A 25,529-nucleotide genomic window follows, 5' to 3' on the forward strand; every position below is an offset into this window, starting at 1 on the left:
CCTCAGGCGCCGAGGTTGGCGGGCAGCGGCGCTTTCAGCCACTCTTCTGACAGTTTATTCAGGGTGCCATCTTTGATGCCCTGCTCAATCAGCGCATTCACTTTCGCTTTCAGTGCCGGCTGATCTTTCTTCAGGCCGATATAGCAGGGAGAATCTTTCAGCATAAACTGCGCCACCGGCGCTTTAGCCGGATTCTGACGGGCAATGGCGGCGACTACCAGGTTGCCGGTCGCCACATACTGCACCTGACCGGAGAGATACGCAGACAAGGTAGTGTTGTTATCTTCGTAGCGTTTCACCTGTGCATCTTTCGGCGCAACGTCACTGAGCACCATGTCCTCTACTGCACCACGTGTTACGCCAATCGATTTGCCGCTCAGGGCAGACGCCGCTTTTATTTCATCGCCTTTCGGCCCGAATACACCCAGGAAGAACGGCGCATAGGCGCGGGTGAAGTCGATCACTTTTTCCCGCTCGGCATTTTTACCCATGCTGGAGATGACCAGGTCGACCTTGTCGGTTTGCAGATAAGGCACGCGGTTGGCACTGCTGACCGGCACCAGCTGCAACTTAAGTTTCATCTGCTTTGCCAGGTATCTGGCCGTGTCGATGTCATACCCCTGCGGCTGCAGATCGGTGCCAACCGAGCCAAACGGCGGGAAATCCTGCGGCACGGCGATGCGAATGACGCCGCGTTTCTGGATGTCCTGCAGTTGATCGGCCAGCGCGCTTCCCGCTTGTGCCATCAGTAATGCCGCTGTCGCAACCGCCATCAAAACTTTTTTCATTATGCACCCCGGTGAGATTAACGTGAAACAAAAGATTCTTTGAGATGCAATCTGCAACTAATGTGCCAACCCGGACGGCCACAGAAAAAGGGTTAAGCGGCAAAGCATTCAGCTGAAATCTGGCGTAATCGGGACGACTACGCCGGGGGAAGGTCTGTTCTGAAATGGGGCAAAGCACCAAAATGGTGCCTGTTAGCGGTGCTCCAGCTCGTCAAACTGCTGGTAAAGGTCGGCGATCTGATGAATGCGCTGACGTCCCTGTGCCAGCATTTCATGTAGCAGTGCATTGGCAATCAGGTTAACCAGACTCATGGCGGAGCCATAACTGTCGAAGGCGGAAACGCTGTCCAGCGGCGTACAGAGCTGCCAGCGCGCCAGCGCAATCACCGTCTGCGCCTGCGGCTCACACAGCGCCAGCAGCGGGATACCGGCCGCCTGCAACTGCTGCATCAGCGGGCGAATGATGCGGGGACGACGACGGAAGGCCATCACGACCACCATATCCTCCGGCGTAATATCCACCAGCTCCTCAGCCAGCGTCTGGCCCGGCTGCGGCAGGATATGTACCTGCGAACGCGCCTGCACCAGCTGCTGTCGCAGATGCAGTGCCACCGGATAGGCGTTGCGCATGCCGATGATAAAGACGCGTTTTGCCTGCGCCAGCTGCTGGATAACCTCATTAAAGTGCCGGGCATCCAGACTGTTCACCCACTGCGTCAGGTTAGCCATCTCCTGCTTGTAGTGTCGCGCCAGCAGCGTATTGCCCTGCACCGCATCACGATTATCGGTCAGCGGCATGCCGCTCTGGCGCAGGATGCGTAACTCATCACGCATATCCTTGTATTTTTCATAGCCCAGACGCTTAAACAGCCGGCTGACCGTGGCTTTCGACACGCCACTGAGCCGCGCCAGCTCGGCACTGTTGTAGCTGATCAGGTCATCGAAGTGGTCAAACACGAAGTCGGCAATACGCTGCTCCTGCGGGGAGAGCTGGGGATAGTGACTCCTGAGTCGTTCATCAAGCTGTTTCATAACCCGTCCTGTAACTTTTGTTTCAGCAGAAGCTAGCACAATTTGCGCCAGGTTAACCGGCGCATCGTCAGCTCAGGGTGAAAACTGGAACAGCTCTTGCTTTGTTATCGGTTCTGTCACCCGGATAACGAGAAAAAGATGATTCAAAGCAATATGGCCCCGCAGGGGATGGCGGTGACGCCACACCATCTGGCGAGTGAGAGCGCGCTCGCGGTACTGCGTGATGGCGGTAATGCCATTGAAGCGATGGTAGCCGCTGCCGCGACCATCGCCGTGGTCTACCCGCATATGAATGGACTGGGCGGTGATGGTTTCTGGCTGATTCTGCCGCCCGGCGGCGATCCTGTCGCTATCGACGCCAGCGGCGCAGCCGGTTCGCTGGCTCATCACGATTTCTACGCCGATCACCCTAAGATTCCGCATCGCGGGCCGAAAGCGGCGCTGACCGTGGCCGGTACGGTCAGCGGCTGGCAGGAGGCACTGAATCTCTCGGCTGAGATGGGCACCCCGCCGCTGCCGCTGGCACGTCTGCTGCGCGATGCGATTCGCTACGCCGCCGACGGTATTCCGGTGACCACCTCACAGAGCGCCGCCACCGCGACGTTCCGCAGTGAATTGCAGCATCAGCCCGGCTTCAGCGCCACCTTTATGCCTGACGGCAACGTGCCGCAGCCAGGCAGCCGTTTTACCCAGCCCGCCCTGGCAAACACCCTCAGCCAGCTTACTGAAGAGGGGCTCGACAGCTTTTATCGCGGCACGCTGGCTCACCATATGGCCGATGAGATGGCCACGCTGGGCATGCCGGTGACGCTGGCCGATCTGCAGCAGCATCGCGCCCGCCGCACGACGCCGCTGCATCTCTCCCACAGCGAAGGTGACATCTGGAATATCACCCCGCCAACGCAGGGCATGGTGTCGCTGGCGATCCTGGGCATCACCGATCGGCTGGAGATGGCGGAGGCTGACGATGCGCAGACGGTGCACCGTATCGTGGAAGCCACCAAAAAAGCGTTTGCACTGCGCGACAAACACATCACCGATCCGCGTCACGTCACGGAAGATTTGCAGGCGCTGCTGGACAGCGATCACCTTGCCACACTCGCCAGCCAGATCACCGATGGAGAGGCGGCGGCATGGGGAAACGGACGCGGGCCGGGCGATACGGTCTGGATGGGCGTGATGGACAGCAGCGGCCTGGCCGTCTCCTTTATTCAGAGCATTTATCACGAATTTGGCAGTGGTGTGGTGCTGCCCGGCACGGGTATCACCTGGCAGAACCGCGGCGCCGCTTTCAGCCTCGATCCTGACCATCTGCTGGCCCTGGCACCCGGTAAGCAACCGTTTCATACCCTGAATCCCGCCGCCGCACGGCTGAAAGATGGCCGGACGCTGGTGTATGGCGCGATGGGTGGGGATGGACAGCCGCAGACTCAGGCGGCGATTTTTACCCGCCATGTGATTCAGGGCTTGCCGTTACAACAGGCGGTCAGTGCGCCGCGCTGGCTGCTGGGCCGGACCTGGGGGCAATCATCAGACTCGCTGAAACTGGAAGGTCGTTTTGACGACGAAACGGTATTGATGCTGCGTCTGTGGGGACATGAGGTGGAGCTGCTGCCGGACTTCAGCGAATCCGTGGGCCATGCGGGCGCCATTGTGCGCCACAGCAACGGCATGTTTGAGGGCGCAAGCGATCCACGCAGTAACGGCAGCGCCGCCGGTTTTTAACAGGAGCGAATCATGAATCAACACGACTGGGCCAGCTACATCGGCCATATGGAGCAGATACTGCAACTGGAACTGGATGACGCCCGCCGCGCTGAACTGCTGATCCAGCTGTCGCGTATCGCGGAGATGGCCGCGCCGCTGATGACGTTTCCGCTGGATGACCGGCTTGAAGTGGCAGGAGTATACCAGGCATGAGATTAGGTGACGTTTCGATTCAGACCCTGCAGCGGGCGATCCAGCAGGGTGAAATCAGTGCGCTGGAAGTGGCAAAGCGCACGCTGCAGGCGGTTGAGCAGCACAATCCGGCGCTGAATGCCTGGACGGAAGTGACCGGGCCGCGCATGTTAAAAGAAGCGGCGGATGTTGATGCGCAGCGGCAGCGCGGCGAAACCCTGCCACCGCTGGCGGGCATCCCGTATGCGGTAAAAAACCTGTTTGATGTGGCGGGTCACACTACCCTGGCCGGTGCCAGCCTGTTCAGCGACCGGCCGGCGGCACGTGCAGATGCGTTTGCTGTCGATAAACTGCGTCGCTCTGGTGCGCTGCTGTCTGGCATGCTGAACATGGATGCCTACGCGTATGGTTTTACCACCGAAAACAGCCACTACGGCGCGACGCACAATCCGCGCGATCTCAGCCGCGTGGCTGGCGGCTCGTCAGGCGGTTCGGCGGCTGCCGTGGCCGCCGGTCTGGTCCACTTTTCACTGGGCACCGACACCAACGGCTCGATTCGGGTGCCCGCGTCGCTGTGCGGTATTTTTGGTCTTAAGCCGACCTTTGGCCGGTTGTCACGCAGCGGCAGCCATCCGTTTGTCGCCAGCCTCGATCACATCGGTCCTCTGGCGCGGCGGGTTGAAGACCTGGCGCTGGTATATGATCTGTTGCAGGGCGCAGACCACACCGATACGTTTCAGGCCGCTCACCCGCTGACCGCGACGCTACCGGGGCTGTCACAGGGCAGCGAAGGCTTGCGCTGCGGCGTACTGGGTGGCTTTTTTGCCCGCTGGTGCGATGAGGATGCCCGCGCTGCCGTCGCGGTGGTCGCGGCAGCACTTGATGCACAGGAAGAGGTGCTGATGCCGGACGCTGAGCTGGCACGCTCGGCGGCATTTATCATGACCGCGGCAGAAGGCGGCAATCACTATCTGCCCGCCCTGCGCCAGACGCCTGAGCAGTTTGAACCCAATTCACGCGAGCGTCTGCTGGCCGGTGCCATGATGCCAGGTGCCTGGTACGTGCAGGCGCAGCGTTTCCGCCGCCATTTCCAGCAGCAGGTGTTGCCGCTTTTTGATCGGTTTGATGTGCTGATAGCACCGGCGACACCCTGCAGCGCGATCACCATCGGTCAGCAGACCCTGTCAATTCAGGGGGAATCGCTGCCCGCTAAGGCGAGCATGGGTATGCTGACGCAGCCGATCTCCTTCCTGGGATTGCCGGTCTGTACCGTGCCGCTGGCGACCCGAAGCGGTCTGCCGATTGGATTACAGCTTATCGCCCGTCCGTTTAATGAAGAGGCGGTGTTACGTGCCGCCTGGGCACTGGAACAACGCGGCATCACGATACCGCAAATCAATATGGCTGGAGCCTGATGAGCAGAGAGATTAATTTACCGCAGGTCGTCACCGAGGTGACGGCGCAGTTTTACCGCTACGAGCAGGCGCTGGTCAGCAATGACGTGGCCGAACTGGATGCGTTGTTCTGGCACGACCCGCGAACCGTGCGCCTCGGCGCAGGTGAGAATCTGTATGGCATTGATGAGATTCGGGCCTTCCGCGCCGCGCGTCCTTCAGCCGGGCTGAACCGGACGCTGCAAAACACCGTGATCACCACCTTTGGCGAGGATTATGCGGTCTGCAGCACCGAATTTACCCGCACCGGCAGCGATAAAATTGGCCGTCAGCAGCAGACCTGGGTACGCATGCCCCACGGCTGGTGCATCGTGGCGGCGCAGGTCAGCCTGATGAGCTGACATCGTCCGGCGCTTCGCCCGATCAACGCGGGGCGAGCGCCGGAACCGGCTTAAGGTGCCGGGTGCGTGTTGATCCAGTGGTCAGCGATCTGCTGACGGGTGCAGATCCAGACATCCTCATGCTGCTGGATGTGATCGAGAAAATTCTGCAGCGCGCGGAATTTGCCAGGACGACCCAGCAGGCGGCAATGCATACCGATCGACATCATCTTCGGTGCGGTTTCGCCCTCTTCATACAGCACATCGAAGCTGTCGCGCAGATAGGTAAAGAACTGTTCGGCGGTATTAAATCCCTGCGGCGAGGCAAAGCGCATGTCATTGCACTCCAGGGTATAGGGGATAATCAGGTGCGGTTTAACCGTTCCATCCTGACAGGTGACCTGGGTCCAGAAAGGCAGATCGTCGCCGTAGTAGTCACTGTCATAGCTAAAACCGCCCTGCTCCACCACCAGCCGCCGGGTATTCGGGCTGTCGCGGCCGGTGTACCAGCCGGTCGGCGCTTTACCAAACAGATCAACCAGCACATCGACCGCCTGCTGCATATGCTGGCGTTCGGTTTTTGCATCCATGCCCTGATAGTGGATCCAGCGCCAGCCGTGACTGACCACATCGTAGTCAGCCTGTTTAATCGCCTCGACGACTTCCGGATGACGCGCCAGCGCCATCGCCACGCCGAAAACCGTTAACGGCAGACCGCGTTTCTGGAATTCGTTGTGGATACGCCAGAAACCGGCGCGTGAGCCGTACTCATACAGCGACTCCATCGACATGTGGCGATCGGGATAGCTGGCTGCCCCGATGATGTCGGAGAGGAACTGCTCTGAGCTGGTGTCGCCGTGCAGCACGCTGTTTTCTGCGCCCTCTTCGTAGTTCAGAACAAACTGCACCGCCACACGGGCGTTGTTGGGCCAGGCGGCGTGCGGCGGATGAGCGCCATAACCGATTAAATCGCGCGGATAGTTTTTGTTAAAGCTGTACTCTTTCTTCTCTGCAGCGTCAGTCATCACTCCACCTGTTTTGATTCGGGAAAGTTCCGTTAGTTTAGATGCTGAAACGCACCTGAGAGAGGTTTCTGCAAAGGCCAGGCCAGATCACCATGTTTGCTGGTGCCAAAACCAAGCGCCACCAGCGACTCCACCATCTTCACCGCCGCGCTGACGCCATCGATCACCGGCAGGCCGAGCTCCCGGGTCAGCTCCCCGGCCAGCGTCGCCATTCCGCCACAGCCCAGCACAATCGCCCCGCTGCCATCTTCCCGCTTCGCCTGAATGCAGCGCTGCCGCACTTTTTCCTGCGCCAGGCCGCTGCCATCTTCCAGCGCCAGTACCGGCAGATCGATGGCATGCAGCGCGGCACAGTGATGGGTAAAGCCATACTGCTGCAGCAGATGACGCGCAATCACCAGGGTGCGCGGCAGCGTGGTGACAATGGAGAAACGCGTCGCCAGCAGCGTGGCGGTATGCATCGCCGCTTCCGCAATGCCGATCACCGGTCCGCTGGCCAGCTCGCGTGCCGCCAGCAAACCCGGATCGCCAAAGCAGGCAATGACGTGGCCGCTGACGCCCTTCGCTCTGCCCAGTTTAATCTGCTCCAGTACTCCGATGGCGGCGATCGCCTCATCGAAGTGCCCTTCAATGGAAGGCACGCCCTGCGACGGCGAAACAGCCAGAATTTCGGTGCCCGGTGCGGCGACCGCACGCGCGGCCTGACCGATAGTTTCGGTCATCGCCAGGCTGGTATTAGGGTTAATAACCTGAATCAGGCTCATGAGGCAGCTCCAGAGCCTGCGGCAAACAGTCGGGAAAAGTCGGGCAGCGTTTCCCCGCTGCGCTCAAAGTGCAGGCTGGAGACGATGTGCTCGAAGTGATGCTGTAGCGCCTGCGTCAGCGGCTGCAGCGCACGCGCGCGCAGTAACTGAAGCAGATTCGCATGATCGTCACAGCGGCAGCCACGCTGCCAGGGTGCGCCATAGGCGGCGATCACCAGCGATGATCGCTGCGTCAGACTGGTCACCATGCCGGTGAGCACCTGATTCCCGGAGATCGCCTGTAACTGAATATGAAAGGCCGCTGACAGCCGGATGGCTGCCGGGCCATCATGATCGGCGTGCGCCTGGTTCTCCTGCGCGATGAGCTGCTCCAGCGCCACCAGATGCGGGGGCTGCAAATGGGCCAGGACCACTGGCAGATTAGCGCACTCCATTAAACTGCGGGTTGAGAAGATATCCCGCGCCTCTTCAACGCCGGGTGTGGAGACCTGCGCACCACGTTTGGGCGTCAGAGTGACCATTTGCACCGCCGCGAGGCGTTGCAGCACTTTGCGGATGCCGGTGCGGCTCACACCGAAGACCCCGGAAAGGGCCTCTTCCGGCAGTTTACTGCCCGGCGGCAGCTGATGCTCAACAATGGCGTTCATCAATGCCTGGTAAATCCCTTCATCTTTATCCTGCAGCCTGGTGGCGTCTCGCTGTCCTGTTTTACTCGTCATTACACGCTCCGGTCGCTTGCTGTACGCCACATATCGTATACGTGAAAAATAAATATTGTATACAAGAAAAGAGATCTGGCCTGGATCCTGCAATACCGCTTTACCAGATTATTCATTCCACTCTCGGGTAGAGGAGCAGGTTTCATGCCAAATCAATCAACGGTGGCCAGCACGGCCTCTGAAGCCAACGCCCGTTACAGCCCACGACTCTGTAACGACGACCTGGCACCGACTCGCGATCAGAACTGGTCGTGGTACAACATTTTTTCTTTCTGGATGTCGGATGTGCACAGCATGGGCGGCTATGTGGTGGCCGCCAGCTTCTTCACGCTGGGATTAGCCAGCTGGCAGGTGCTGCTCTGCCTGCTGGCGGGGATCTGCATCGTGCAGATCTGTGCGAATCTGGTGGCGAAACCGAGCCAGATGGCGGGCGTCCCCTATGCGGTGATCTGCCGTCAGGCGTTTGGGGTGTTTGGTGCCAATATCCCGGCAGTGATACGCGGTCTGATCGCGTTCGCCTGGTATGGCATCCAGACCTATCTGGCGGCGAATGCGCTGATGCTGGTGCTGCTGAAGTTCGCGCCGTCGCTGACGTCGATGACCGTGCCACACTGGCTTGGTCTGTCGCTGCTGGGCTGGTGCTGCTTCGGCATTATGTGGTTACTGCAGGCGATGGTGTTCTGGCATGGCATGAACGCCATCAAACGGTTTATTGATGTCGCCGGACCGGCGGTCTATGTGGTGATGGTGGCGCTGGCGGGCTGGATTGTATACAAGACCGGCTTCGATGGGATCTCGTTTACCCTCGCCAGCAAATCGCTTACCGCAGGCGAGCAGACGTGGCAGATGATTACGGCGACGGCGCTGGTGGTCTCTTACTTCTCCGGACCGCTGCTGAACTTCGGTGACTTTTCACGCTACGGCAAAAGCATGTCAGAGATCCGTCGCGGCAACCGCTGGGGACTGCCGTTTAACTTTCTGCTGTTCTCGGTGGTGACCGTAGTGATTGTGTCGGGCACCCAGTCGCTGTTTGGCAAAATGATTACCGATCCCATCGAAACCGTAAGCATGGTCGGCAACGATCTGGCGGTCGCGATTGGATTGCTGACCATGATTACCGCTACCATCGGTATCAATATCGTGGCGAACTTCGTCTCGCCCGCTTTTGACTTCTCCAACTGTTCACCGCAGAAAATCAGTTTCCGTACCGGCGGGATGATCGCCGCGGTGGGGTCGGTGCTGTTAACGCCGTGGAATCTGTTCCAGTCTCCTGAGCTGATTCACTATACGCTGGATGTGCTGGGATCGTTTATCGGGCCGCTGTTCGGGATTCTGCTAACTGATTTCTATCTGATTAAACGTGGACGTATCTCGGTCGACGATCTTTTTAACGATACGCCAGCAGGCCGTTACTGGTATCGCGGTGGCTTTAACCCTAAAGCGATTGGCGCACTGCTGCCATCGGTGGCGATTTGCCTGGTGATTAGCTTTATCCCTTCCCTGCATCAGGTGGCGAATTTCAGCTGGTTTATTGGCGCCGGTCTGGCGGCAGGCTGCTATCGCTTTATCGCCCGTGAAGATCGTGAGGCGGAGGATGGTGCCCGCTGGCAAGGCGAGGTGATGCCGCAGAAGAACCAGGCCACCGCTGAATAGCAGACAGCAAAAAGCCGATTCATTTCTGAATCGGCTTTTTTAAAGAGATTGGCGGAACGGACGGGGCTCGAACCCGCGACCCCCTGCGTGACAGGCAGGTATTCTAACCAACTGAACTACCGCTCCGCGCTTTGTTCCCCGTCGGGAACGAGGCGCATAGTAATGGCAGCCTGTTGCGACGTCAACGCTTTTTCCAGGCGAACAAATCGTTTGCTGTTTTTTTCAGCTTGCCGTTGATTTTATCCACAAAAATGCGTAATTCAGCCGCGCCACAGGCAGCTGCCACCCTTTTTCATCACCAGATCCAGACGTGACTCATGGGCAACCACTTCTTCATCGCTGGCCGTGACCACGCGCAGTGCAGAGGTGGGACGCACGATGCGCTGGATGCTCTCTCCCTGCGCCTGTCGGGCGCTTTCACTTTCCGATAAAAAGGAGAGTGACGTCTGTCCGCCGGTCATCGTCAGGAAGACTTCAGCCAGAATCTCGGCATCGAGCAGTGCGCCGTGCAGGGTTCGTTTGCTGTTATCTATTTCGTAACGCGAGCAAAGCGCATCAAGGCTGTTGCGCTTGCCGGGAAACATACGGCGCGCCAGCGCCAGACTGTCGGTGATTTTGCAGAAGGTTTCGGTTTTCTCAATGCCGCGGTTCAGCTTTGCAAACTCGTAGTCCATAAAGCCGATATCAAACGGGGCGTTATGGATCACTAATTCAGCACCGCGAATGTAGTCGAGAAACTCATCGGCAATCTCGCTGAATGCAGGCTTGTCGGCCAGGAACTCATCGGCAATGCCGTGTACGCCAAAGGCTTCGGGATCGACCAGCCGATCGGGCTTGAGATACATATGGAAATTGTTACCGGTCAGGCGACGGTTAATCACCTCTACCGCACCAATCTCAATGATGCGGTGCCCCTCATAATGTACCCCGATCATGTTCATGCCGGTGGTTTCAGTATCGAGAACGATCTGGCGGTTATTTGCAGTGCTCATAAGACCCGTTTTATGTCAGACTTAGCGTTTTTGAGAGGAAGTCTACCAGAGATGCGCAAACAGGTAGAAATATTCACCGATGGATCCTGTCTTGGAAATCCTGGTCCCGGCGGTTATGGGGCGATTTTACGCTACGGTCAGCATGAGAAAACCTTCAGCGCGGGCTATCACCTTACCACCAATAACCGGATGGAGCTGATGGCGGCGATTGTCTCACTGGAAGCGCTGACCCAGCCGTGCGATGTGGTGCTCAGTACCGACAGTCAGTATGTGCGTCAGGGAATTACCAGCTGGATCCATAACTGGAAAAAGCGTGGCTGGAAAACCGCCGACAAAAAGCCGGTGAAGAATGTCGATCTCTGGCAGCGTCTCGACTTAGCACTCAGCACCCATAAGATTCAGTGGGAGTGGGTTAAAGGCCATGCCGGACATCCGGAAAATGAGCGCTGCGACGTGCTGGCCCGCAGCGCGGCTGAAAATCCCGCTTTTGAGGATATCGGTTATAAAACCGAATCCTGATCCTCTGCCTGCCGGAACTGGCGTGTGGCATTGACCGTCTGGCGGATCTTGCTGGTGCTCATACTCTTCTTAGCCCGGGTCGGCAGCAGCGGGAAGGTGCGTTTACGTGCCACCACAATATTCAGACAGCCCAGCGCCGGTAAGTGGGCGCTGATCAGTTTTCCGCCCTGCCGATGCCACGGCAGCACCTGAAAGCGGGTGCGATAGACTACCTCATAATTCAACAGTCCCAGCCAGTCGACTAACCGCACCTGGCTGAACATCCGTCCGCTCCAGGGGGCTTTGCGGTTCAGGCCCGGCACCATCTTACTCACGCCGAGCAGGCTGAATGGATTGAAGCCGCTGATAATCATCCAGCCATCATCAATTAACACCCTATCTACTTCACGTAACACCCGGTGAGGATCCTGGCTCCAGGCGAGCGTATGGGCCAGCAAACAGGCATCGATCGACTTCGACTCAAACGGCAGTTGCATCGGGTCAGCCAGCACCTGTAACAGCTCACCTTCCCTGCCAACATTGACCTGATGTGAAATAGCACAGTTTTCGGTGTTGATTTCTGCGCTGAGGTTGCCAAGCTTAAGCATATGAAAGCCATAAAGCTTTCCAAGGTAAGGCTGAAGCTGCTGCGTTAGCGCGTCGCGGAAATAATCTCCCCACGGCATATCGCGCCATGACAGCGGTGCGTTCAGAATCTGGCGTGATTTAGCGGGCTTCATGCTTTACGCTCTTCCTTTTCCTACGACCTGCGAGAGGTGATGATGAATCTTACCAGTATTCCTGCGTTGCAGGACAACTACATCTGGACGCTGACTGATGATGACGGTAAATGCCTGATTGTCGATCCCGGCGAAGCCCAACCGGTGTTAGAAAAAATGGCCTCCAACGGCTGGCAGCCGGTCGCTATTCTGCTGACTCACCACCATAACGACCACACGGGCGGAGTGAAAACACTGTGCGAGCATTTCCCTCAGCTTGAGGTCTATGGTCCCCAGGAAACCGCGGCTAAAGGGGCCAGAACGATAGTCAGCGAAGGCGATAAGGTCACGGTACTGGGCCTGACGTTTGAGGTGATCCACACCCCTGGTCACACTTTAGGACATATCTCATATTACAGCTCACCTTATCTTTTCTGTGGTGACACACTCTTTTCGGGCGGCTGCGGGCGCCTTTTTGAGGGCACGGCAGAGCAGATGTATGATTCCTTTCAAAAGCTTAACCAGCTTCCAGGTGAAACATTAGTCTGCTGCGCACATGAATATACTTTATCCAATCTGAAGTTTGCTGCGGCTATTCTGCCCCATGACCCACAAATAACGGCCGAATATCAGAAAATTAAGGACTTACGCGCTGAAAATGGCATTAGTTTGCCCACAAAACTGGCGCACGAACGGACAATAAATTTATTTCTTCGCACGCAAGACGTTGATTTACAAAGGGCATTAAACGTTAACGTTACTGATGAACCCGTATGGCGTTCATTTGCCGTTCTACGCGAGAAGAAAGACGCTTTTTGATTTTTCGGGTTGTGTTGTGAAAAGTCGTCACGTATAGTTGCTCGTCTTTTAAGCGAACTATTGACACACACATGAAGGCTAAAGCGATCTTACTCGCCTCAGTCTTGCTGGTAGGATGTCAGGCGTCCAGGAACGATGCCAATATCCCGGTACAGCATGCACAGAGTCTGTCTTCAGCTGGTCAAGGTGAAAATGGAAAGTACGGAGACGAGTTTTTGTCGCCGCGATGGCAGGAAGATGGAACTGGCCTCGCAGCAGACGCAGATCTCTGGAGTTTCATTAGTGACGAGTTGAAGATGGGGATTCCGGAAAACCCGGCAATCCGCGAACAAAAAAGTAAATTTTTAAAAAATAAGAGCTATCTCCACGATGTAACATTACGGGCAGAGCCGTACATGTACTGGATAGTCGAGCAGATACAGAAACGTAAAATGCCGATGGAACTGGTACTGCTACCCATAGTGGAGAGCGCTTTTGACCCCCGGGCAACTTCATCCGCCAATGCCGCTGGTATCTGGCAGATTGTTGCTGCAACAGGTCGAAACTATGGTTTGAAACAGAACCAGTATTACGATGGGCGACGCGATGTGGTCGCATCCACGAAAGTTGCGCTGGATATGATGCAGCGTCTTAACACCATGTTTGACGGCGACTGGTTATTAACCATCGCAGCGTACAACAGTGGTGAAGGACGTGTACTCAAAGCGATAAAGCAGAACAAGGCGCGCGGTAAGCCGACTGACTTCTGGCATTTATCGCTGCCACGCGAAACGACCGTGTATGTGCCTAAAATGTTAGCTCTGAGTGAACTGCTCAAAAATAACAAGCGTTACGGTATCAAACTGCCGACACCTAATGAAAGTCGTGCTCTGGCGCGAGTGGAAGTGGGTCAGCAGATACAGCTGACGCAGGCTGCCGAAATGGCGGGTATGTCGCTCACGAAACTGAAGAGCTTCAATACCGGTTATAAAGGCGGTGCAACAGCGCCAAACGGCCCACACTATATTATGGTGCCGAAGTCGAACGTCGCGAAACTGCGTAACTCACTGGCTTCCGGTGACATCGCAGCGGTACAGCCTACTCAGCTTGCGAAAGCCAGTGCGAGTGGCGGGTACAAAGTGCGACGGGGTGATACGCTCTCTGGTATCGCCTCAAAACTTGGCGTTAGCGTCTCGACACTGAAGCAGGATAACAACCTGCGCGGTGCTGATATCCGACCGGGTCAGACTCTGACCATTGGTTCGAATGGCACCCGACTGGCTGATAACGGCAACAGCATCACCTATCGTGTTCGTAAGGGTGATTCTCTTGACAGTATTGCCCGTCATCACGGCGTTAACATCAAAGACGTGATGCGCTGGAACAGTGTGCTGGACAGTGCGAAAGATATTCAACCCGGCGATAACTTAACGCTGTTTGTGAATAATAACGCAACACCTGATACCTGATACGTTGAAAAGGCTGACATTTGTCAGCCTTTTTCTTTTATTCATCCGCCACCGTTTACTCATCTGCCGGACTTCCCTCCCCCTTCTGCAGGTAAGCTTAATGCACCGGACTAGCTTCCTGAACTGAACTCCACCAGTAAGGGGTTATGGTCGGACGCGCGCGTCACCAGTACGGATGCCTCACTCACCCTGAGATCGCGATAGAAGACGAAATCCAGCGGGCGACCAAAGGCTTTACGGCGGTGATCGGCAGTGAACATCACCTCTTCCAGCTTCATTCGCTGTGCAAAACGGTAGAGGGCATTGATGCGCTGACGGCTCCAGGCATTGAAATCCCCGGCCATAATCACCGGCCCCTGGTGATGCATGATCTGCTCCCCGATTGGCCCCAGCTGTTTACTGTAGACGTCGACGCCCAGGCTGAAATTTACCGCATGGATGTTCACGACCATCAGCATTTCACCCGTGGGCAGCGGATACGCCGTGACCAGTGCCGATTTTGACAGCCTCAGCAGAGGCTCACGCTCACGCAACGGGCAGCAATAGACCGGGTGCGCAGAGGCGAGCGTCATCACCCCAGAGGGATGCTGAGGCAGCACAAAGGCAGGTACCTGATCGGCAGCGAGATAATTACTGGTGGCAAACTCTACCAGTTCAGGTGTGGTCTGCGCTTCCTGCAGTAATACCAGGTGCGCATCTTTACCAAATCCTTCCAGTACCGACATCCAGTCTGCGCGTTGCTGCTTGAAGATGTTCCATACCAGAACTTTGAGGTTTGGGTGCGCGGGCAAGGGTGCGCCGGGTGGCAGTGCCTGACCGAGATGGAGCATCGCGCCAGGTGGAAAGATCTGTTCCACTGGTTGTCCTGCTACATATCGCATTGCATAAGTTTTTTTGCGCACTTTCCCGCCTGGCTGATGATTCAAAATACAGTTAACACCTGTCTGTTATAGGGATTTTAGACCGGGGTTTCAATGGATGCAGGTGAATGTCAGAATTCATCACCTTTTCCAGAATAAAGCAGCCCTTTTACGTTCGCTAAGCAAAACGAGGCAGATCAGGCGGTGACATCCCCGATGTCATCGTTAACGGCTCCTGTACTGGTTATAACAGCATTATCAGTCATAAACTGGCTTAATGGCCATGTGACTGCAGGGAGGAAGAATGAAGGCATCTTCTGATGAACTAAAAGTGTTTGTCAGCGTAGTAGAAAATGGAAGTTTCAGTCGCGCTGCTGAACAGCTGAAGATGGCTAACTCTGCCGTCAGCAGGACAGTTAAAAAGCTGGAGAGCAAGCTGGGTATTGCCCTGCTGACCCGCACAACACGGCAGCTGGCGCTTACTCAGGAGGGCGAACGCTATTTTCGCCATGTTCAACGTTTTTTGCAGGAGATGACCACGGCAGAAAGCGATTTGATCGAGAGTTTACAGGCGCCTAAAGGACTACTGCGCGTTGATGCCGCGACGCCGGTCATTCTGCATTTGCTGATGCCGATGATTAAACCCTTTCGTCTGCGCTATCCTGACGTGACTCTTTCTTTGATCTCCTCAGAAAGTTTTATCAATCTGATTGAGCGGAAAGTGGATATCGCCATTCGCGCCGGCAATCTCACCGACTCAACGCTGCGCGCCCGGCTGCTGTTCAGGAGCTTTCGCAAGATGGTTGCTTCACCCGCCTATCTCCGTGAGCATGGGACACCGCAAACGGTGGCTGAGCTGGATAACCACCACTGTCTCGGCTTTGATGATTCCCCACGACTCAATCGCTGGCCCGTCTCCCGTGAAAGCGGCGAACTCTATGATATTAGCTGGGCTATCTCCTCTAACAGCGGAGAGACGATTAAGCAGCTCTGTCTTACCGGTAATGGTATTGCCTGCCTGTCGGACTATATGATCGATCGTGAAGTTGCTGAGGGAAAACTGGTGGAAGTGTTGGCCGATCAGCGTCTGCCGGTCGAGATGCCCTTCCATGCTGTTTACTACAGTGATATTGGCGTAAGCCAGCGTGTGCGCGCTTTTATCGATTTTCTGAGTGAGTGGACAGCTGACCAGCCGTGGCGTACCTGAAGTCTACAGGGGCAGGTCTGATCGGGGTCTGCCCGCACACAATTTGGAAGGGGTGGGATCGATTACGCGATTATCGCTTCAGATTCAAAGAATTAGCGATCGTTAAAATGATCCGGGAGATCGAAGAGAATCAGCGCGGTGTATTTTTCCGTGTTGAATTTGCTGCAATGGAAAAAGCCCTGACCGTTAAGTCAGGGCTTTCCAATTAAGTGGCGGAACGGACGGGGCTCGAACCCGCGACCCCCTGCGTGACAGGCAGGTATTCTAACCAACTGAACTACCGCTCCACCGATTCTTTCACAGCTGTCAGCAACGGGCTGATGGCCGTCTGTTCCTGTTATTTTCCTTGTCAGGGGAAAAGGAACGAATTTAATGCCTGGCAGTTCCCTACTCTCGCATGGGGAGACCCCACACTACCATCGGCGCTACGGCGTTTCACTTCTGAGTTCGGCATGGGGTCAGGTGGGACCACCGCGCTAAAGCCGCCAGGCAAATTCTTTGTGCTCTGTCCTGTGTCTTTTGTGCTGATGCTGCGTTGGCCGCCCTCGCGCTACTCCGTCACATACTTCAGTATGCTCCTTCGTATCGCCCGGTTGCCGCCTTGCCTCAGCGCAAAATCCTTCGGACTTCAGTCCGCAGGACACAACTGTATCCGGTAACAAGCTGAAAATCGTGTCTCTCAAAAACGCCTCTGGCGTTGTAAGGTTAAGCCTCACGGGTCATTAGTACCGGTTAGCTCAACGCATCGCTGCGCTTACACACCCGGCCTATCAACGTCGTAGTCTTCAACGTCCCTTCAGGACTCTCAAGGAGTCAGGGAGAACTCATCTCGGGGCAAGTTTCGTGCTTAGATGCTTTCAGCACTTATCTTTTCCGCACTTAGCTACCGGGCAATGCCATTGGCATGACAACCCGAACACCAGTGGTGCGTTCACTCCGGTCCTCTCGTACTAGGAGCAACCCCCCTCAATTCTCCAGCGCCCACGGCAGATAGGGACCGAACTGTCTCACGACGTTCTAAACCCAGCTCGCGTACCACTTTAAACGGCGAACAGCCGTACCCTTGGGACCTACTTCAGCCCCAGGATGTGATGAGCCGACATCGAGGTGCCAAACACCGCCGTCGATATGAACTCTTGGGCGGTATCAGCCTGTTATCCCCGGAGTACCTTTTATCCGTTGAGCGATGGCCCTTCCATTCAGAACCACCGGATCACTATGACCTGCTTTCGCACCTGCTCGAGCCGTCACTCTCGCAGTCAAGCCAGCTTATGCCATTGCACTAACCTCACGATGTCCGACCGTGATTAGCTGACCTTCGTGCTCCTCCGTTACTCTTTAGGAGGAGACCGCCCCAGTCAAACTACCCACCAGACACTGTCCGCAGCCCGGATTACGGGCCTACGTTAGAACATCAAACATTAAAGGGTGGTATTTCAAGGTTGGCTCCACGCAGACTGGCGTCCGCGCTTCAAAGCCTCCCACCTATCCTACACATCAAGGCTCAATGTTCAGTGTCAAGCTGTAGTAAAGGTTCACGGGGTCTTTCCGTCTTGCCGCGGGTACACTGCATCTTCACAGCGAGTTCAATTTCACTGAGTCTCGGGTGGAGACAGCCTGGCCATCATTACGCCATTCGTGCAGGTCGGAACTTACCCGACAAGGAATTTCGCTACCTTAGGACCGTTATAGTTACGGCCGCCGTTTACCGGGGCTTCGATCAAGAGCTTCTCCTTGCGGATAACCCCATCAATTAACCTTCCGGCACCGGGCAGGCGTCACACCGTATACGTCCACTTTCGTGTTTGCACAGTGCTGTGTTTTTAATAAACAGTTGCAGCCAGCTGGTATCTTCGACTGGCTTCGGCTCGGGGAGCTAGTCCCTCCACCTACGCGCCAGCGTGCCTTCTCCCGAAGTTACGGCACCATTTTGCCTAGTTCCTTCACCCGAGTTCTCTCAAGCGCCTTGGTATTCTCTACCTGACCACCTGTGTCGGTTTGGGGTACGATTCTGTGTTACCTGATGCTTAGAGGCTTTTCCTGGAAGCTGGGCATTTATCACTTCAGCACCGTAGTGCCTCGTCGTCACGCCTCAGCGTTAACAAGCGTCCGGATTTACCTGGACACTCCGCCTACACGCTTAAACCGGGACAACCGTCGCCCGGCCGATATAGCCTTCTCCGTCCCCCCTTCGCAGTAACACCGAGTACAGGAATATTAACCTGTTTCCCATCGACTACGCCTTTCGGCCTCGCCTTAGGGGTCGACTCACCCTGCTCCGATTAACGTTGAACAGGAACCCTTAGTCTTCCGGCGAGCGGGCTTTTCACCCGCTTTATCGTTACTTATGTCAGCATTCGCACTTCTGATACCTCCAGCATGCCTCACAGCACACCTTCGACGGCTTACAGAACGCTCCCCTACCCAACAACACATAGTGTCGCTGCCGCAGCTTCGGTGCATGGTTTAGCCCCGTTACATCTTCCGCGCAGGCCGACTCGACCAGTGAGCTATTACGCTTTCTTTAAATGATGGCTGCTTCTAAGCCAACATCCTGGCTGTCTGTGCCTTCCCACATCGTTTCCCACTTAACCATGACTTTGGGACCTTAGCTGGCGGTCTGGGTTGTTTCCCTCTTCACGACGGACGTTAGCACCCGCCGTGTGTCTCCCGTGATAACATTCTTCGGTATTCGCAGTTTGCATCGGGTTGGTAAGCCGGGATGGCCCCCTAGCCGAAACAGTGCTCTACCCCCGAAGATGAGTTCACGAGGCGCTACCTAAATAGCTTTCGGGGAGAACCAGCTATCTCCCGGTTTGATTGGCCTTTCACCCCCAGCCACAGGTCATCCGCTAATTTTTCAACATTAGTCGGTTCGGTCCTCCAGTTAGTGTTACCCAACCTTCAACCTGCCCATGGCTAGATCACCGGGTTTCGGGTCTATACCCTGCAACTTAACGCCCAGTTAAGACTCGGTTTCCCTGCGGCTCCCCTATACGGTTAACCTTGCTACAGAATATAAGTCGCTGACCCATTATACAAAAGGTACGCAGTCACCCCCATAAAGAAGGCTCCCACTGCTTGTACGTACACGGTTTCAGGTTCTGTTTCACTCCCCTCGCCGGGGTTCTTTTCGCCTTTCCCTCACGGTACTGGTTCACTATCGGTCAGTCAGGAGTATTTAGCCTTGGAGGATGGTCCCCCCATATTCAGACAGGATACCACGTGTCCCGCCTTACTCATCGAGCTCACAGCATGTGTGCTTTTGTGTACGGGAGTATCACCCTGTACCCTGCGACTTTCCAGACGCTTCCACTAACACACAAGCTGATTCAGGCTCTGGGCTGCTCCCCGTTCGCTCGCCGCTACTGGGGGAATCTCGGTTGATTTCTTTTCCTCGGGGTACTTAGATGTTTCAGTTCCCCCGGTTCGCCTTGCAGCACTATGTATTCATGCTGCAATGATGCACAGAGTGCACCGGGTTTCCCCATTCGGACATCGACGGCTGTAGCGGTTCATATCACCTTACCGTCGCTTTACGCAGATTAGCACGTCCTTCATCGCCTCTGACTGCCTGGGCATCCACCGTGTACGCTTAGTCGCTTAACCTCACAACCCACAGGCGTTTTTCAACGCTGCGTATTGCAAGCATTTGAGAGACTCGAACGCATCGCTTTGTCATCCCTTATTACGGAGGAATGACGCGCTGCGTCGTTTCAATTTTCAGCTTGTTCCGGATTGTTAAAGAGCAAATATCTCAAACGCGGCCCGGCTGCTTACGCAACCAAATCGGTTTTGAGATACTGTATGGAGACACCTTTCACCTGTCACCAAGCAGGTGGCGTCCCCTAGGGGATTCGAACCCCTGTTGCCGCCGTGAAAGGGCGGAGTCCTAACCGCTAGACGAAGGGGACACAAAAGTGTCACGACTTCGCAGCCGTCCTGCTCATTACTTTTTATCAGACAATCTGTGTGGACACTGCGCGGGAAGGTATCTTCAGGTAAGGAGGTGATCCAACCGCAGGTTCCCCTACGGTTACCTTGTTACGACTTCACCCCAGTCATGAATCACAAAGTGGTAAGCGCCCTCCCGAAGGTTAAGCTACCTACTTCTTTTGCAACCCACTCCCATGGTGTGACGGGCGGTGTGTACAAGGCCCGGGAACGTATTCACCGTGGCATTCTGATCCACGATTACTAGCGATTCCGACTTCACGGAGTCGAGTTGCAGACTCCGATCCGGACTACGACGCACTTTGTGAGGTCCGCTTGCTCTCGCGAGGTTGCTTCTCTTTGTATGCGCCATTGTAGCACGTGTGTAGCCCTACTCGTAAGGGCCATGATGACTTGACGTCATCCCCACCTTCCTCCGGTTTATCACCGGCAGTCTCCTTTGAGTTCCCGACCGAATCGCTGGCAACAAAGGATAAGGGTTGCGCTCGTTGCGGGACTTAACCCAACATTTCACAACACGAGCTGACGACAGCCATGCAGCACCTGTCTCAGCGTTCCCGAAGGCACCAATCCATCTCTGGAAAGTTCGCTGGATGTCAAGAGTAGGTAAGGTTCTTCGCGTTGCATCGAATTAAACCACATGCTCCACCGCTTGTGCGGGCCCCCGTCAATTCATTTGAGTTTTAACCTTGCGGCCGTACTCCCCAGGCGGTCGACTTAACGCGTTAGCTCCGGAAGCCACTCCTCAAGGGAACAACCTCCAAGTCGACATCGTTTACGGCGTGGACTACCAGGGTATCTAATCCTGTTTGCTCCCCACGCTTTCGCACCTGAGCGTCAGTCTTTGTCCAGGGGGCCGCCTTCGCCACCGGTATTCCTCCAGATCTCTACGCATTTCACCGCTACACCTGGAATTCTACCCCCCTCTACAAGACTCAAGCCTGCCAGTTTCAAATGCAGTTCCCAGGTTAAGCCCGGGGATTTCACATCTGACTTAACAGACCGCCTGCGTGCGCTTTACGCCCAGTAATTCCGATTAACGCTTGCACCCTCCGTATTACCGCGGCTGCTGGCACGGAGTTAGCCGGTGCTTCTTCTGCGGGTAACGTCAATCGACAGGGTTATTAACCCCATCGCCTTCCTCCCCGCTGAAAGTACTTTACAACCCGAAGGCCTTCTTCATACACGCGGCATGGCTGCATCAGGCTTGCGCCCATTGTGCAATATTCCCCACTGCTGCCTCCCGTAGGAGTCTGGACCGTGTCTCAGTTCCAGTGTGGCTGGTCATCCTCTCAGACCAGCTAGGGATCGTCGCCTAGGTGGGCCATTACCCCGCCTACTAGCTAATCCCATCTGGGTTCATCCGATAGTGAGAGGCCCGAAGGTCCCCCTCTTTGGTCTTGCGACGTTATGCGGTATTAGCCACCGTTTCCAGTGGTTATCCCCCTCTATCGGGCAGATCCCCAGACATTACTCACCCGTCCGCCACTCGTCACCCAAGAGCAAGCTCTCTGTGCTACCGTCCGACTTGCATGTGTTAGGCCTGCCGCCAGCGTTCAATCTGAGCCATGATCAAACTCTTCAATTTAAGTTTGATTTGCTTAAACAAGTTAAGCGGTGCTCATCTGTAAAACGTCATAATGAATTTCATTATGTGTTCACTCGTGAGGCTTGATATTTTTTACGTCCGGAGACGCTGATATCAATCCTGCGAGTGCCCACACAGATTGTCTGATAAATTGTTAAAGAGCAGTGCGAACAGTGCGTTAGCGTCCTGTCGCGAGGTGGCGTATATTACGCTTTCCTCCTGCAGAGTCAACCTCTTTCTCAGAAGTTTTTCTCCGGCGGCGCAGTCTCCTGTGCCTCCTGACCCGTTTTCCGTTGCCGGTTTGCCGTGTCAGTGGAGGCGCATTATAGGGAACGGCTCAGATAGCGCAAGTGCAAATTGAGACTTTTTTTCTGTTCGTCTGAAATTTGCACAAAAGCGCCGTTTTACCCCTTTTTAATGCGCGCCGGAAGCTCTGCCAGGCTATTAATCACCCAATCTGCTGCTGCTTCACCTTCAGCAGTGACCGGTTTGCCGCTGCGCACCAGTACTTTCTTGCCGACACCGGCAGCCTGCCCTGCCAGCATGTCTTCCAGCTTGTCACCTACCATATAAGAAGCGGCCATATCAATATTCAGTTCTTCCTGCGCCGTCAGCAGCATACCCGGCTGAGGCTTGCGGCAGTCACAGGCCTGACGGAACTCTGCTACTGTTGCTTCAGGATGGTGAGGACAGAAATAGATGCCATCAAGATCAACATCGCGATCGGCCAGCGACCAGTCCATCCATTCTGTCAGCCGCATAAAGGTATCTTCAGTAAACATACCGCGCGCGATGCCAGACTGATTGGTCACGACCACCAGCGCAAAACCCATTGCCTTTAGTTGTTGCAGCGCTTCAATCGTGCCGTCAATAAACTGGAAGTCATCGATCTCATGGACATAGCCATTGTCGACATTAAGGGTGCCATCACGATCAAGAAAAATAGCGGGGACTTTATTCGCCACGTAGAAACTCCTGCTGTAAAAATTGCCGATCAGTATCGCATGATTGCTATAAAAGGGAGAATGTCAGATTGAATCACTTCCATTGATTTAGACGTCTGGATGCCTTAACATCCATCCAGCTTTTATACCGAATAAAAGCGACGAGGCTTCCCACACCACGGACAACGCAACACGATAATAAATAACATAATGATTAAACTAGAAAATATCACCAAGGTGTTTCAGCAAGGCACGCGGTCTGTTCCGGCGTTAACGGATGTCAGCCTGCACGTGCCTGCCGGACAGATTTATGGCGTTATCGGTGCTTCCGGTGCCGGTAAAAGTACGTTGATTCGTTGCGTTAACCTGCTGGAGCGCCCTACTTCGGGCCGCGTACTGGTAGACGGTGCTGATTTAACCGCACTCAACGAACGTCAGTTAACTCAGGCGCGCCGCCAGATCGGCATGATCTTCCAGCACTTTAATCTGATGAACTCCCGTACCGTCGCGGGCAACGTTTCTCTTCCACTGGAACTCGGTAATCTCTCCCGCGCTCAGATCACGGCTCGCGTAACTGAGCTGCTGGAACTGGTGGGATTATCAGACAAGCATGATGCCTGGCCCGCCAATCTGTCGGGCGGACAGAAGCAGCGTGTCGCGATTGCCCGCGCCCTGGCCAGCAATCCCAAGGTTCTGCTCTGTGATGAAGCCACCAGCGCACTGGATCCCGCGACGACCCGCTCTATTCTGGAATTGCTTAAAGACATTAACCGCCGGCTTGGGCTGACGATTCTGCTGATCACCCATGAAATGGATGTAGTGAAACGCATCTGCGATCAGGTTGCGGTCATCAGTCACGGTGAGCTGATTGAGAAAGATAGCGTCAGTGAGGTCTTCTCTCATCCTAAGACACCGCTGGCGCAGCAGTTTATTCAGTCTACGCTGCATCTGGATATTCCGGATGATTACCAGCAGCGTCTTTCTGCCACCGCCGCTGAAGGCACCGTGCCTCTGCTGCGGCTGGAATTCACCGGTAAATCGGTTGATGCGCCGCTGCTGTCTGAAGCTGCCCGCCGTTACAACGTGAATAACAACATTATCAGTGCCCAGATGGATTACGCCGGTGGCGTGAAGTTCGGCATTATGCTGGCCGAAATGCACGGCACAGAAAGCGATACCCGCGAGGCGATTGCCTGGCTGAAGGAGAATCATGTGAAAGTAGAGGTGTTAGGTTATGTCTGAAGCGATGATGTGGTTGCTGGGACGGGGCGTGTGGGAAACGCTGATGATGACCTTCGTCTCGGGCTTTTTCGGTTTTGTGCTGGGTCTGCCGGTCGGCGTTTTACTCTATGTCACCCGTCCGGGCCAGATTCTGCAGAATCAGGGACTTTATCGCGTGCTCTCCGCGCTGGTGAATATCTTCCGCTCCATTCCTTTCATTATCTTACTGGTCTGGATGATTCCTTTTACTCGCGTAATCGTCGGCACCTCAATCGGACTGCAGGCGGCCATCGTGCCATTGACCGTTGGCGCGGCGCCGTTTATCGCACGTATGGTTGAAAATGCCTTGCTGGAACTGCCTACCGGACTGATTGAAGCATCACGTGCCATGGGCGCCACGCCAATGCAGATCATCCGTAAGGTTCTGCTGCCGGAAGCGATGCCTGGCCTGGTGAATGCTGCGACCATCACCCTGATTACCCTGGTTGGTTACTCCGCCATGGGTGGCGCGGTGGGTGCCGGTGGTCTGGGCCAGATCGGTTATCAGTATGGTTATATCGGATATAACGCCACTGTGATGAATACGGTATTGGTGTTGTTAGTGGTTTTGGTGTATCTCATTCAATTCTGTGGCGACCGCATCGTGCATGCGGTGTCCCATAAATAAGCCAGCAATATCACATTATTAAGAAGGAAAGGATATGTCTTTCAGATTCAAGAAAATTGCCGCTGTGGGTGCACTGATTGGCGCGATTGCGCTGGCAGGATGCGATCAAAAAGAGAAAGACCCTAACCACATCAAAGTGGGCGTGATTGTCGGTGCTGAGCAGCAGGTTGCTGAAGCAGCGCAGAAAGTTGCCAAAGAGAAATATGGTCTGGACGTTGAGCTGGTCACCTTCAACGATTACGTACTGCCGAATGAAGCGCTGAGCAAAGGCGATATCGACGTCAACGCCTTCCAGCACAAACCGTATCTGGATCAGCAGATCAAAGATCGTGGCTACAAGCTGGTTTCAGTGGGTAACTCCTTCGTCTACCCGATCGCGGGCTATTCGAAAAAGATCAAGTCACTGGATGAGCTGCAGGATGGCGCTCAGGTTGCCATTCCAAACGACCCGACCAACCTGGGCCGTACGCTGCTGCTGCTGCAGAAAGTGGGTCTGATCAAGCTGAAAGATGGCGTGGGCCTGCTGCCAACCTCACTGGATATCACTGAAAACCCTAAGCATCTGAAAATTGTTGAGCTGGAAGCGCCGCAGCTGCCACGCTCACTGGACGATCAGCAGATCGCGCTGGCGGTTATCAACACCACCTACGCCAGCCAGATTGGCCTGACACCAGCCAAAGATGGCATTTTCGTCGAAGATAAAGATTCACCGTACGTGAACCTGATTGTGGCGCGCGAAGATAATAAAGATGCGGAAAACGTGAAGAAATTTGTCAAGGCTTACCAGTCTGACGAAGTCTACGATGCCGCTAACAAAGTCTTTAACGGCGGCGCGGTTAAAGGCTGGTAATTCAGCTGTTCATCTCCTTAAGGGCGGCGCTATGCCGCCCTTTCTGTTATTGGGTGCCCTGCCCGACTTGTTATTTATTCTTGTCCTTGTTTCAATAACGCCACTTTT

22 protein-coding genes, 3 tRNA genes and 3 rRNA genes are annotated in these 25,529 nt (G+C 55.3%); 13 read left to right on the forward strand and 15 right to left on the reverse strand.

All coding sequences use genetic code 11. From position 1 onward, the window contains the following. Positions 1-2: 2 nt before the first annotated feature. Together ACX8ZY_RS15835 and hpxU are read right to left on the reverse strand one after the other, a co-directional pair. On the reverse strand, positions 3-788 hold the full coding sequence (locus ACX8ZY_RS15835; RefSeq protein ID WP_010255154.1) for a transporter substrate-binding domain-containing protein: 786 nt from the start codon (positions 786-788) through the stop codon (positions 3-5). A gap of 192 nt (positions 789-980) precedes the next feature. Then, on the reverse strand, positions 981-1,820 hold the full coding sequence (hpxU, locus tag ACX8ZY_RS15840) for a MurR/RpiR family transcriptional regulator HpxU (RefSeq protein WP_010255152.1): 840 nt from the start codon (positions 1,818-1,820) through the stop codon (positions 981-983). Positions 1,821-1,958: 138 nt separating this feature from the next. Here hpxU and ACX8ZY_RS15845 point away from each other — a divergent pair, with 138 nt between their 5' ends. Genes ACX8ZY_RS15845 through hpxZ form a run of 4 tightly spaced genes read left to right on the forward strand, consistent with a single transcriptional unit; the run spans position 1,959 to position 5,514 of the window. Further along, complete coding sequence (locus tag ACX8ZY_RS15845; protein ID WP_129062801.1) at positions 1,959-3,545, forward strand: gamma-glutamyltransferase family protein; 1,587 nt, start codon at positions 1,959-1,961, stop codon at positions 3,543-3,545. 12 nt (positions 3,546-3,557) lie between these two features. Next, positions 3,558-3,740 (forward strand): oxalurate catabolism protein HpxX, encoded by a 183-nt coding sequence (gene hpxX, locus ACX8ZY_RS15850; RefSeq protein ID WP_033766590.1) that lies wholly within the window; start codon positions 3,558-3,560, stop codon positions 3,738-3,740. Beyond that, on the forward strand, positions 3,737-5,134 hold the full coding sequence (locus tag ACX8ZY_RS15855) for an AtzE family amidohydrolase (RefSeq protein ID WP_158131979.1): 1,398 nt from the start codon (positions 3,737-3,739) through the stop codon (positions 5,132-5,134). Before hpxX ends, ACX8ZY_RS15855 begins: the two co-directional genes overlap by 4 nt. Beyond that, complete coding sequence (gene hpxZ / locus ACX8ZY_RS15860) at positions 5,134-5,514, forward strand: oxalurate catabolism protein HpxZ (RefSeq protein ID WP_033766588.1); 381 nt, start codon at positions 5,134-5,136, stop codon at positions 5,512-5,514. The genes ACX8ZY_RS15855 and hpxZ overlap by 1 nt, the downstream gene beginning before the upstream one ends. A gap of 50 nt (positions 5,515-5,564) precedes the next feature. Here hpxZ and puuE read toward each other — a convergent pair whose 3' ends face one another. The 3 genes from puuE to ACX8ZY_RS15875 are packed head-to-tail and all read right to left on the reverse strand — an operon-like array spanning position 5,565 to position 8,001. After that, positions 5,565-6,518, reverse strand: coding sequence for an allantoinase PuuE (gene puuE, locus ACX8ZY_RS15865; protein ID WP_158131981.1), 954 nt, complete (start codon positions 6,516-6,518; stop codon positions 5,565-5,567). Positions 6,519-6,550: 32 nt separating this feature from the next. Beyond that, the gene (hpxA, locus tag ACX8ZY_RS15870; RefSeq protein ID WP_122889169.1) at positions 6,551-7,282 is read right to left on the reverse strand and encodes an allantoin racemase; all 732 of its coding nucleotides are present in this window, start codon (positions 7,280-7,282) and stop codon (positions 6,551-6,553) included. Beyond that, positions 7,279-8,001, reverse strand: coding sequence for a GntR family transcriptional regulator (locus ACX8ZY_RS15875; RefSeq protein ID WP_010671140.1), 723 nt, complete (start codon positions 7,999-8,001; stop codon positions 7,279-7,281). The genes hpxA and ACX8ZY_RS15875 overlap by 4 nt, the downstream gene beginning before the upstream one ends. A gap of 144 nt (positions 8,002-8,145) precedes the next feature. Here ACX8ZY_RS15875 and ACX8ZY_RS15880 point away from each other — a divergent pair, with 144 nt between their 5' ends. Next, positions 8,146-9,654, forward strand: a complete 1,509-nt coding sequence (locus tag ACX8ZY_RS15880; RefSeq protein ID WP_033756668.1) for an NCS1 family nucleobase:cation symporter-1 — start codon at positions 8,146-8,148, stop codon at positions 9,652-9,654. Between the two features lie 49 nt (positions 9,655-9,703). On the opposite strand, the gene ACX8ZY_RS15885 is transcribed toward ACX8ZY_RS15880, so the two are convergent. Together ACX8ZY_RS15885 and dnaQ are read right to left on the reverse strand one after the other, a co-directional pair. Continuing rightward, positions 9,704-9,780, reverse strand: a tRNA-Asp gene (locus ACX8ZY_RS15885). A 134-nt stretch (positions 9,781-9,914) separates the two neighbouring features. Further along, positions 9,915-10,646 (reverse strand): DNA polymerase III subunit epsilon, encoded by a 732-nt coding sequence (gene dnaQ, locus ACX8ZY_RS15890; RefSeq protein ID WP_010255127.1) that lies wholly within the window; start codon positions 10,644-10,646, stop codon positions 9,915-9,917. Between the two features lie 51 nt (positions 10,647-10,697). On the opposite strand from dnaQ, the gene rnhA reads away from it, so the two are divergent. Continuing rightward, positions 10,698-11,165 carry a ribonuclease HI gene (gene rnhA / locus ACX8ZY_RS15895; RefSeq protein WP_010255125.1) on the forward strand — a complete coding sequence of 156 codons (468 nt, stop codon included), beginning with the start codon at positions 10,698-10,700 and terminating at the stop codon, positions 11,163-11,165. On the opposite strand, the gene ACX8ZY_RS15900 is transcribed toward rnhA, so the two are convergent. After that, complete coding sequence (locus tag ACX8ZY_RS15900; RefSeq protein ID WP_010671138.1) at positions 11,147-11,884, reverse strand: class I SAM-dependent methyltransferase; 738 nt, start codon at positions 11,882-11,884, stop codon at positions 11,147-11,149. The genes rnhA and ACX8ZY_RS15900 overlap by 19 nt on opposite strands. A gap of 42 nt (positions 11,885-11,926) precedes the next feature. On the opposite strand from ACX8ZY_RS15900, the gene gloB reads away from it, so the two are divergent. Next, positions 11,927-12,682 carry a hydroxyacylglutathione hydrolase gene (gene gloB / locus ACX8ZY_RS15905; protein ID WP_010255119.1) on the forward strand — a complete coding sequence of 252 codons (756 nt, stop codon included), beginning with the start codon at positions 11,927-11,929 and terminating at the stop codon, positions 12,680-12,682. Positions 12,683-12,753: 71 nt separating this feature from the next. Further along, on the forward strand, positions 12,754-14,130 hold the full coding sequence (mltD, locus tag ACX8ZY_RS15910) for a murein transglycosylase D (RefSeq protein WP_022625195.1): 1,377 nt from the start codon (positions 12,754-12,756) through the stop codon (positions 14,128-14,130). Positions 14,131-14,240: 110 nt separating this feature from the next. Here the strand turns inward: mltD and ACX8ZY_RS15915 are convergent, their stop codons facing one another. After that, positions 14,241-15,032 carry an endonuclease/exonuclease/phosphatase family protein gene (locus tag ACX8ZY_RS15915; protein ID WP_010255114.1) on the reverse strand — a complete coding sequence of 264 codons (792 nt, stop codon included), beginning with the start codon at positions 15,030-15,032 and terminating at the stop codon, positions 14,241-14,243. Positions 15,033-15,294: 262 nt separating this feature from the next. On the opposite strand from ACX8ZY_RS15915, the gene yafC reads away from it, so the two are divergent. After that, the gene (gene yafC, locus ACX8ZY_RS15920; protein WP_010255110.1) at positions 15,295-16,197 is read left to right on the forward strand and encodes a DNA-binding transcriptional regulator YafC; all 903 of its coding nucleotides are present in this window, start codon (positions 15,295-15,297) and stop codon (positions 16,195-16,197) included. After that, positions 16,185-16,406: a hypothetical protein gene (locus ACX8ZY_RS15925; protein ID WP_132500273.1), complete on the forward strand. Its 222-nt coding sequence runs from the start codon at positions 16,185-16,187 to the stop codon at positions 16,404-16,406. Before yafC ends, ACX8ZY_RS15925 begins: the two co-directional genes overlap by 13 nt. A 1-nt stretch (position 16,407) precedes the next feature. Here the strand turns inward: ACX8ZY_RS15925 and ACX8ZY_RS15930 are convergent. The 6 genes from ACX8ZY_RS15930 to gmhB form a co-directional block, all read right to left on the reverse strand. Next, positions 16,408-16,484, reverse strand: a tRNA-Asp gene (locus ACX8ZY_RS15930). A gap of 87 nt (positions 16,485-16,571) precedes the next feature. Continuing rightward, positions 16,572-16,687 (reverse strand): 5S ribosomal RNA (gene rrf, locus ACX8ZY_RS15935). 211 nt (positions 16,688-16,898) lie between these two features. Continuing rightward, positions 16,899-19,806 (reverse strand): 23S ribosomal RNA (locus ACX8ZY_RS15940). A 230-nt stretch (positions 19,807-20,036) separates the two neighbouring features. Then, positions 20,037-20,111, reverse strand: a tRNA-Glu gene (locus tag ACX8ZY_RS15945). An 88-nt stretch (positions 20,112-20,199) separates the two neighbouring features. Next, positions 20,200-21,739, reverse strand: a 16S ribosomal RNA gene (locus tag ACX8ZY_RS15950). The 16S, 23S and 5S rRNA genes sit together here with 2 tRNA genes alongside, the layout of an rRNA operon. A gap of 404 nt (positions 21,740-22,143) precedes the next feature. Next, complete coding sequence (gmhB, locus tag ACX8ZY_RS15955) at positions 22,144-22,704, reverse strand: D-glycero-beta-D-manno-heptose 1,7-bisphosphate 7-phosphatase (RefSeq protein ID WP_010254191.1); 561 nt, start codon at positions 22,702-22,704, stop codon at positions 22,144-22,146. Between the two features lie 189 nt (positions 22,705-22,893). Here gmhB and metN point away from each other — a divergent pair, with 189 nt between their 5' ends. Genes metN through ACX8ZY_RS15970 form a run of 3 tightly spaced genes read left to right on the forward strand, consistent with a single transcriptional unit; the run spans position 22,894 to position 25,421 of the window. Beyond that, positions 22,894-23,925, forward strand: a complete 1,032-nt coding sequence (gene metN, locus ACX8ZY_RS15960; RefSeq protein WP_010254188.1) for a methionine ABC transporter ATP-binding protein MetN — start codon at positions 22,894-22,896, stop codon at positions 23,923-23,925. Next, positions 23,918-24,571, forward strand: coding sequence for a methionine ABC transporter permease MetI (locus ACX8ZY_RS15965; RefSeq protein WP_003852613.1), 654 nt, complete (start codon positions 23,918-23,920; stop codon positions 24,569-24,571). Before metN ends, ACX8ZY_RS15965 begins: the two co-directional genes overlap by 8 nt. 34 nt (positions 24,572-24,605) lie before the next feature. Beyond that, entirely contained in the window at positions 24,606-25,421 is an 816-nt protein-coding gene (locus ACX8ZY_RS15970) for a MetQ/NlpA family lipoprotein (RefSeq protein ID WP_010254184.1), read from the forward strand. The last annotated feature ends 108 nt before the right edge of the window (positions 25,422-25,529 follow it).

It is taken from the genome of Pantoea sp. XAF26B01_ASV70 (assembly GCF_054512635.1).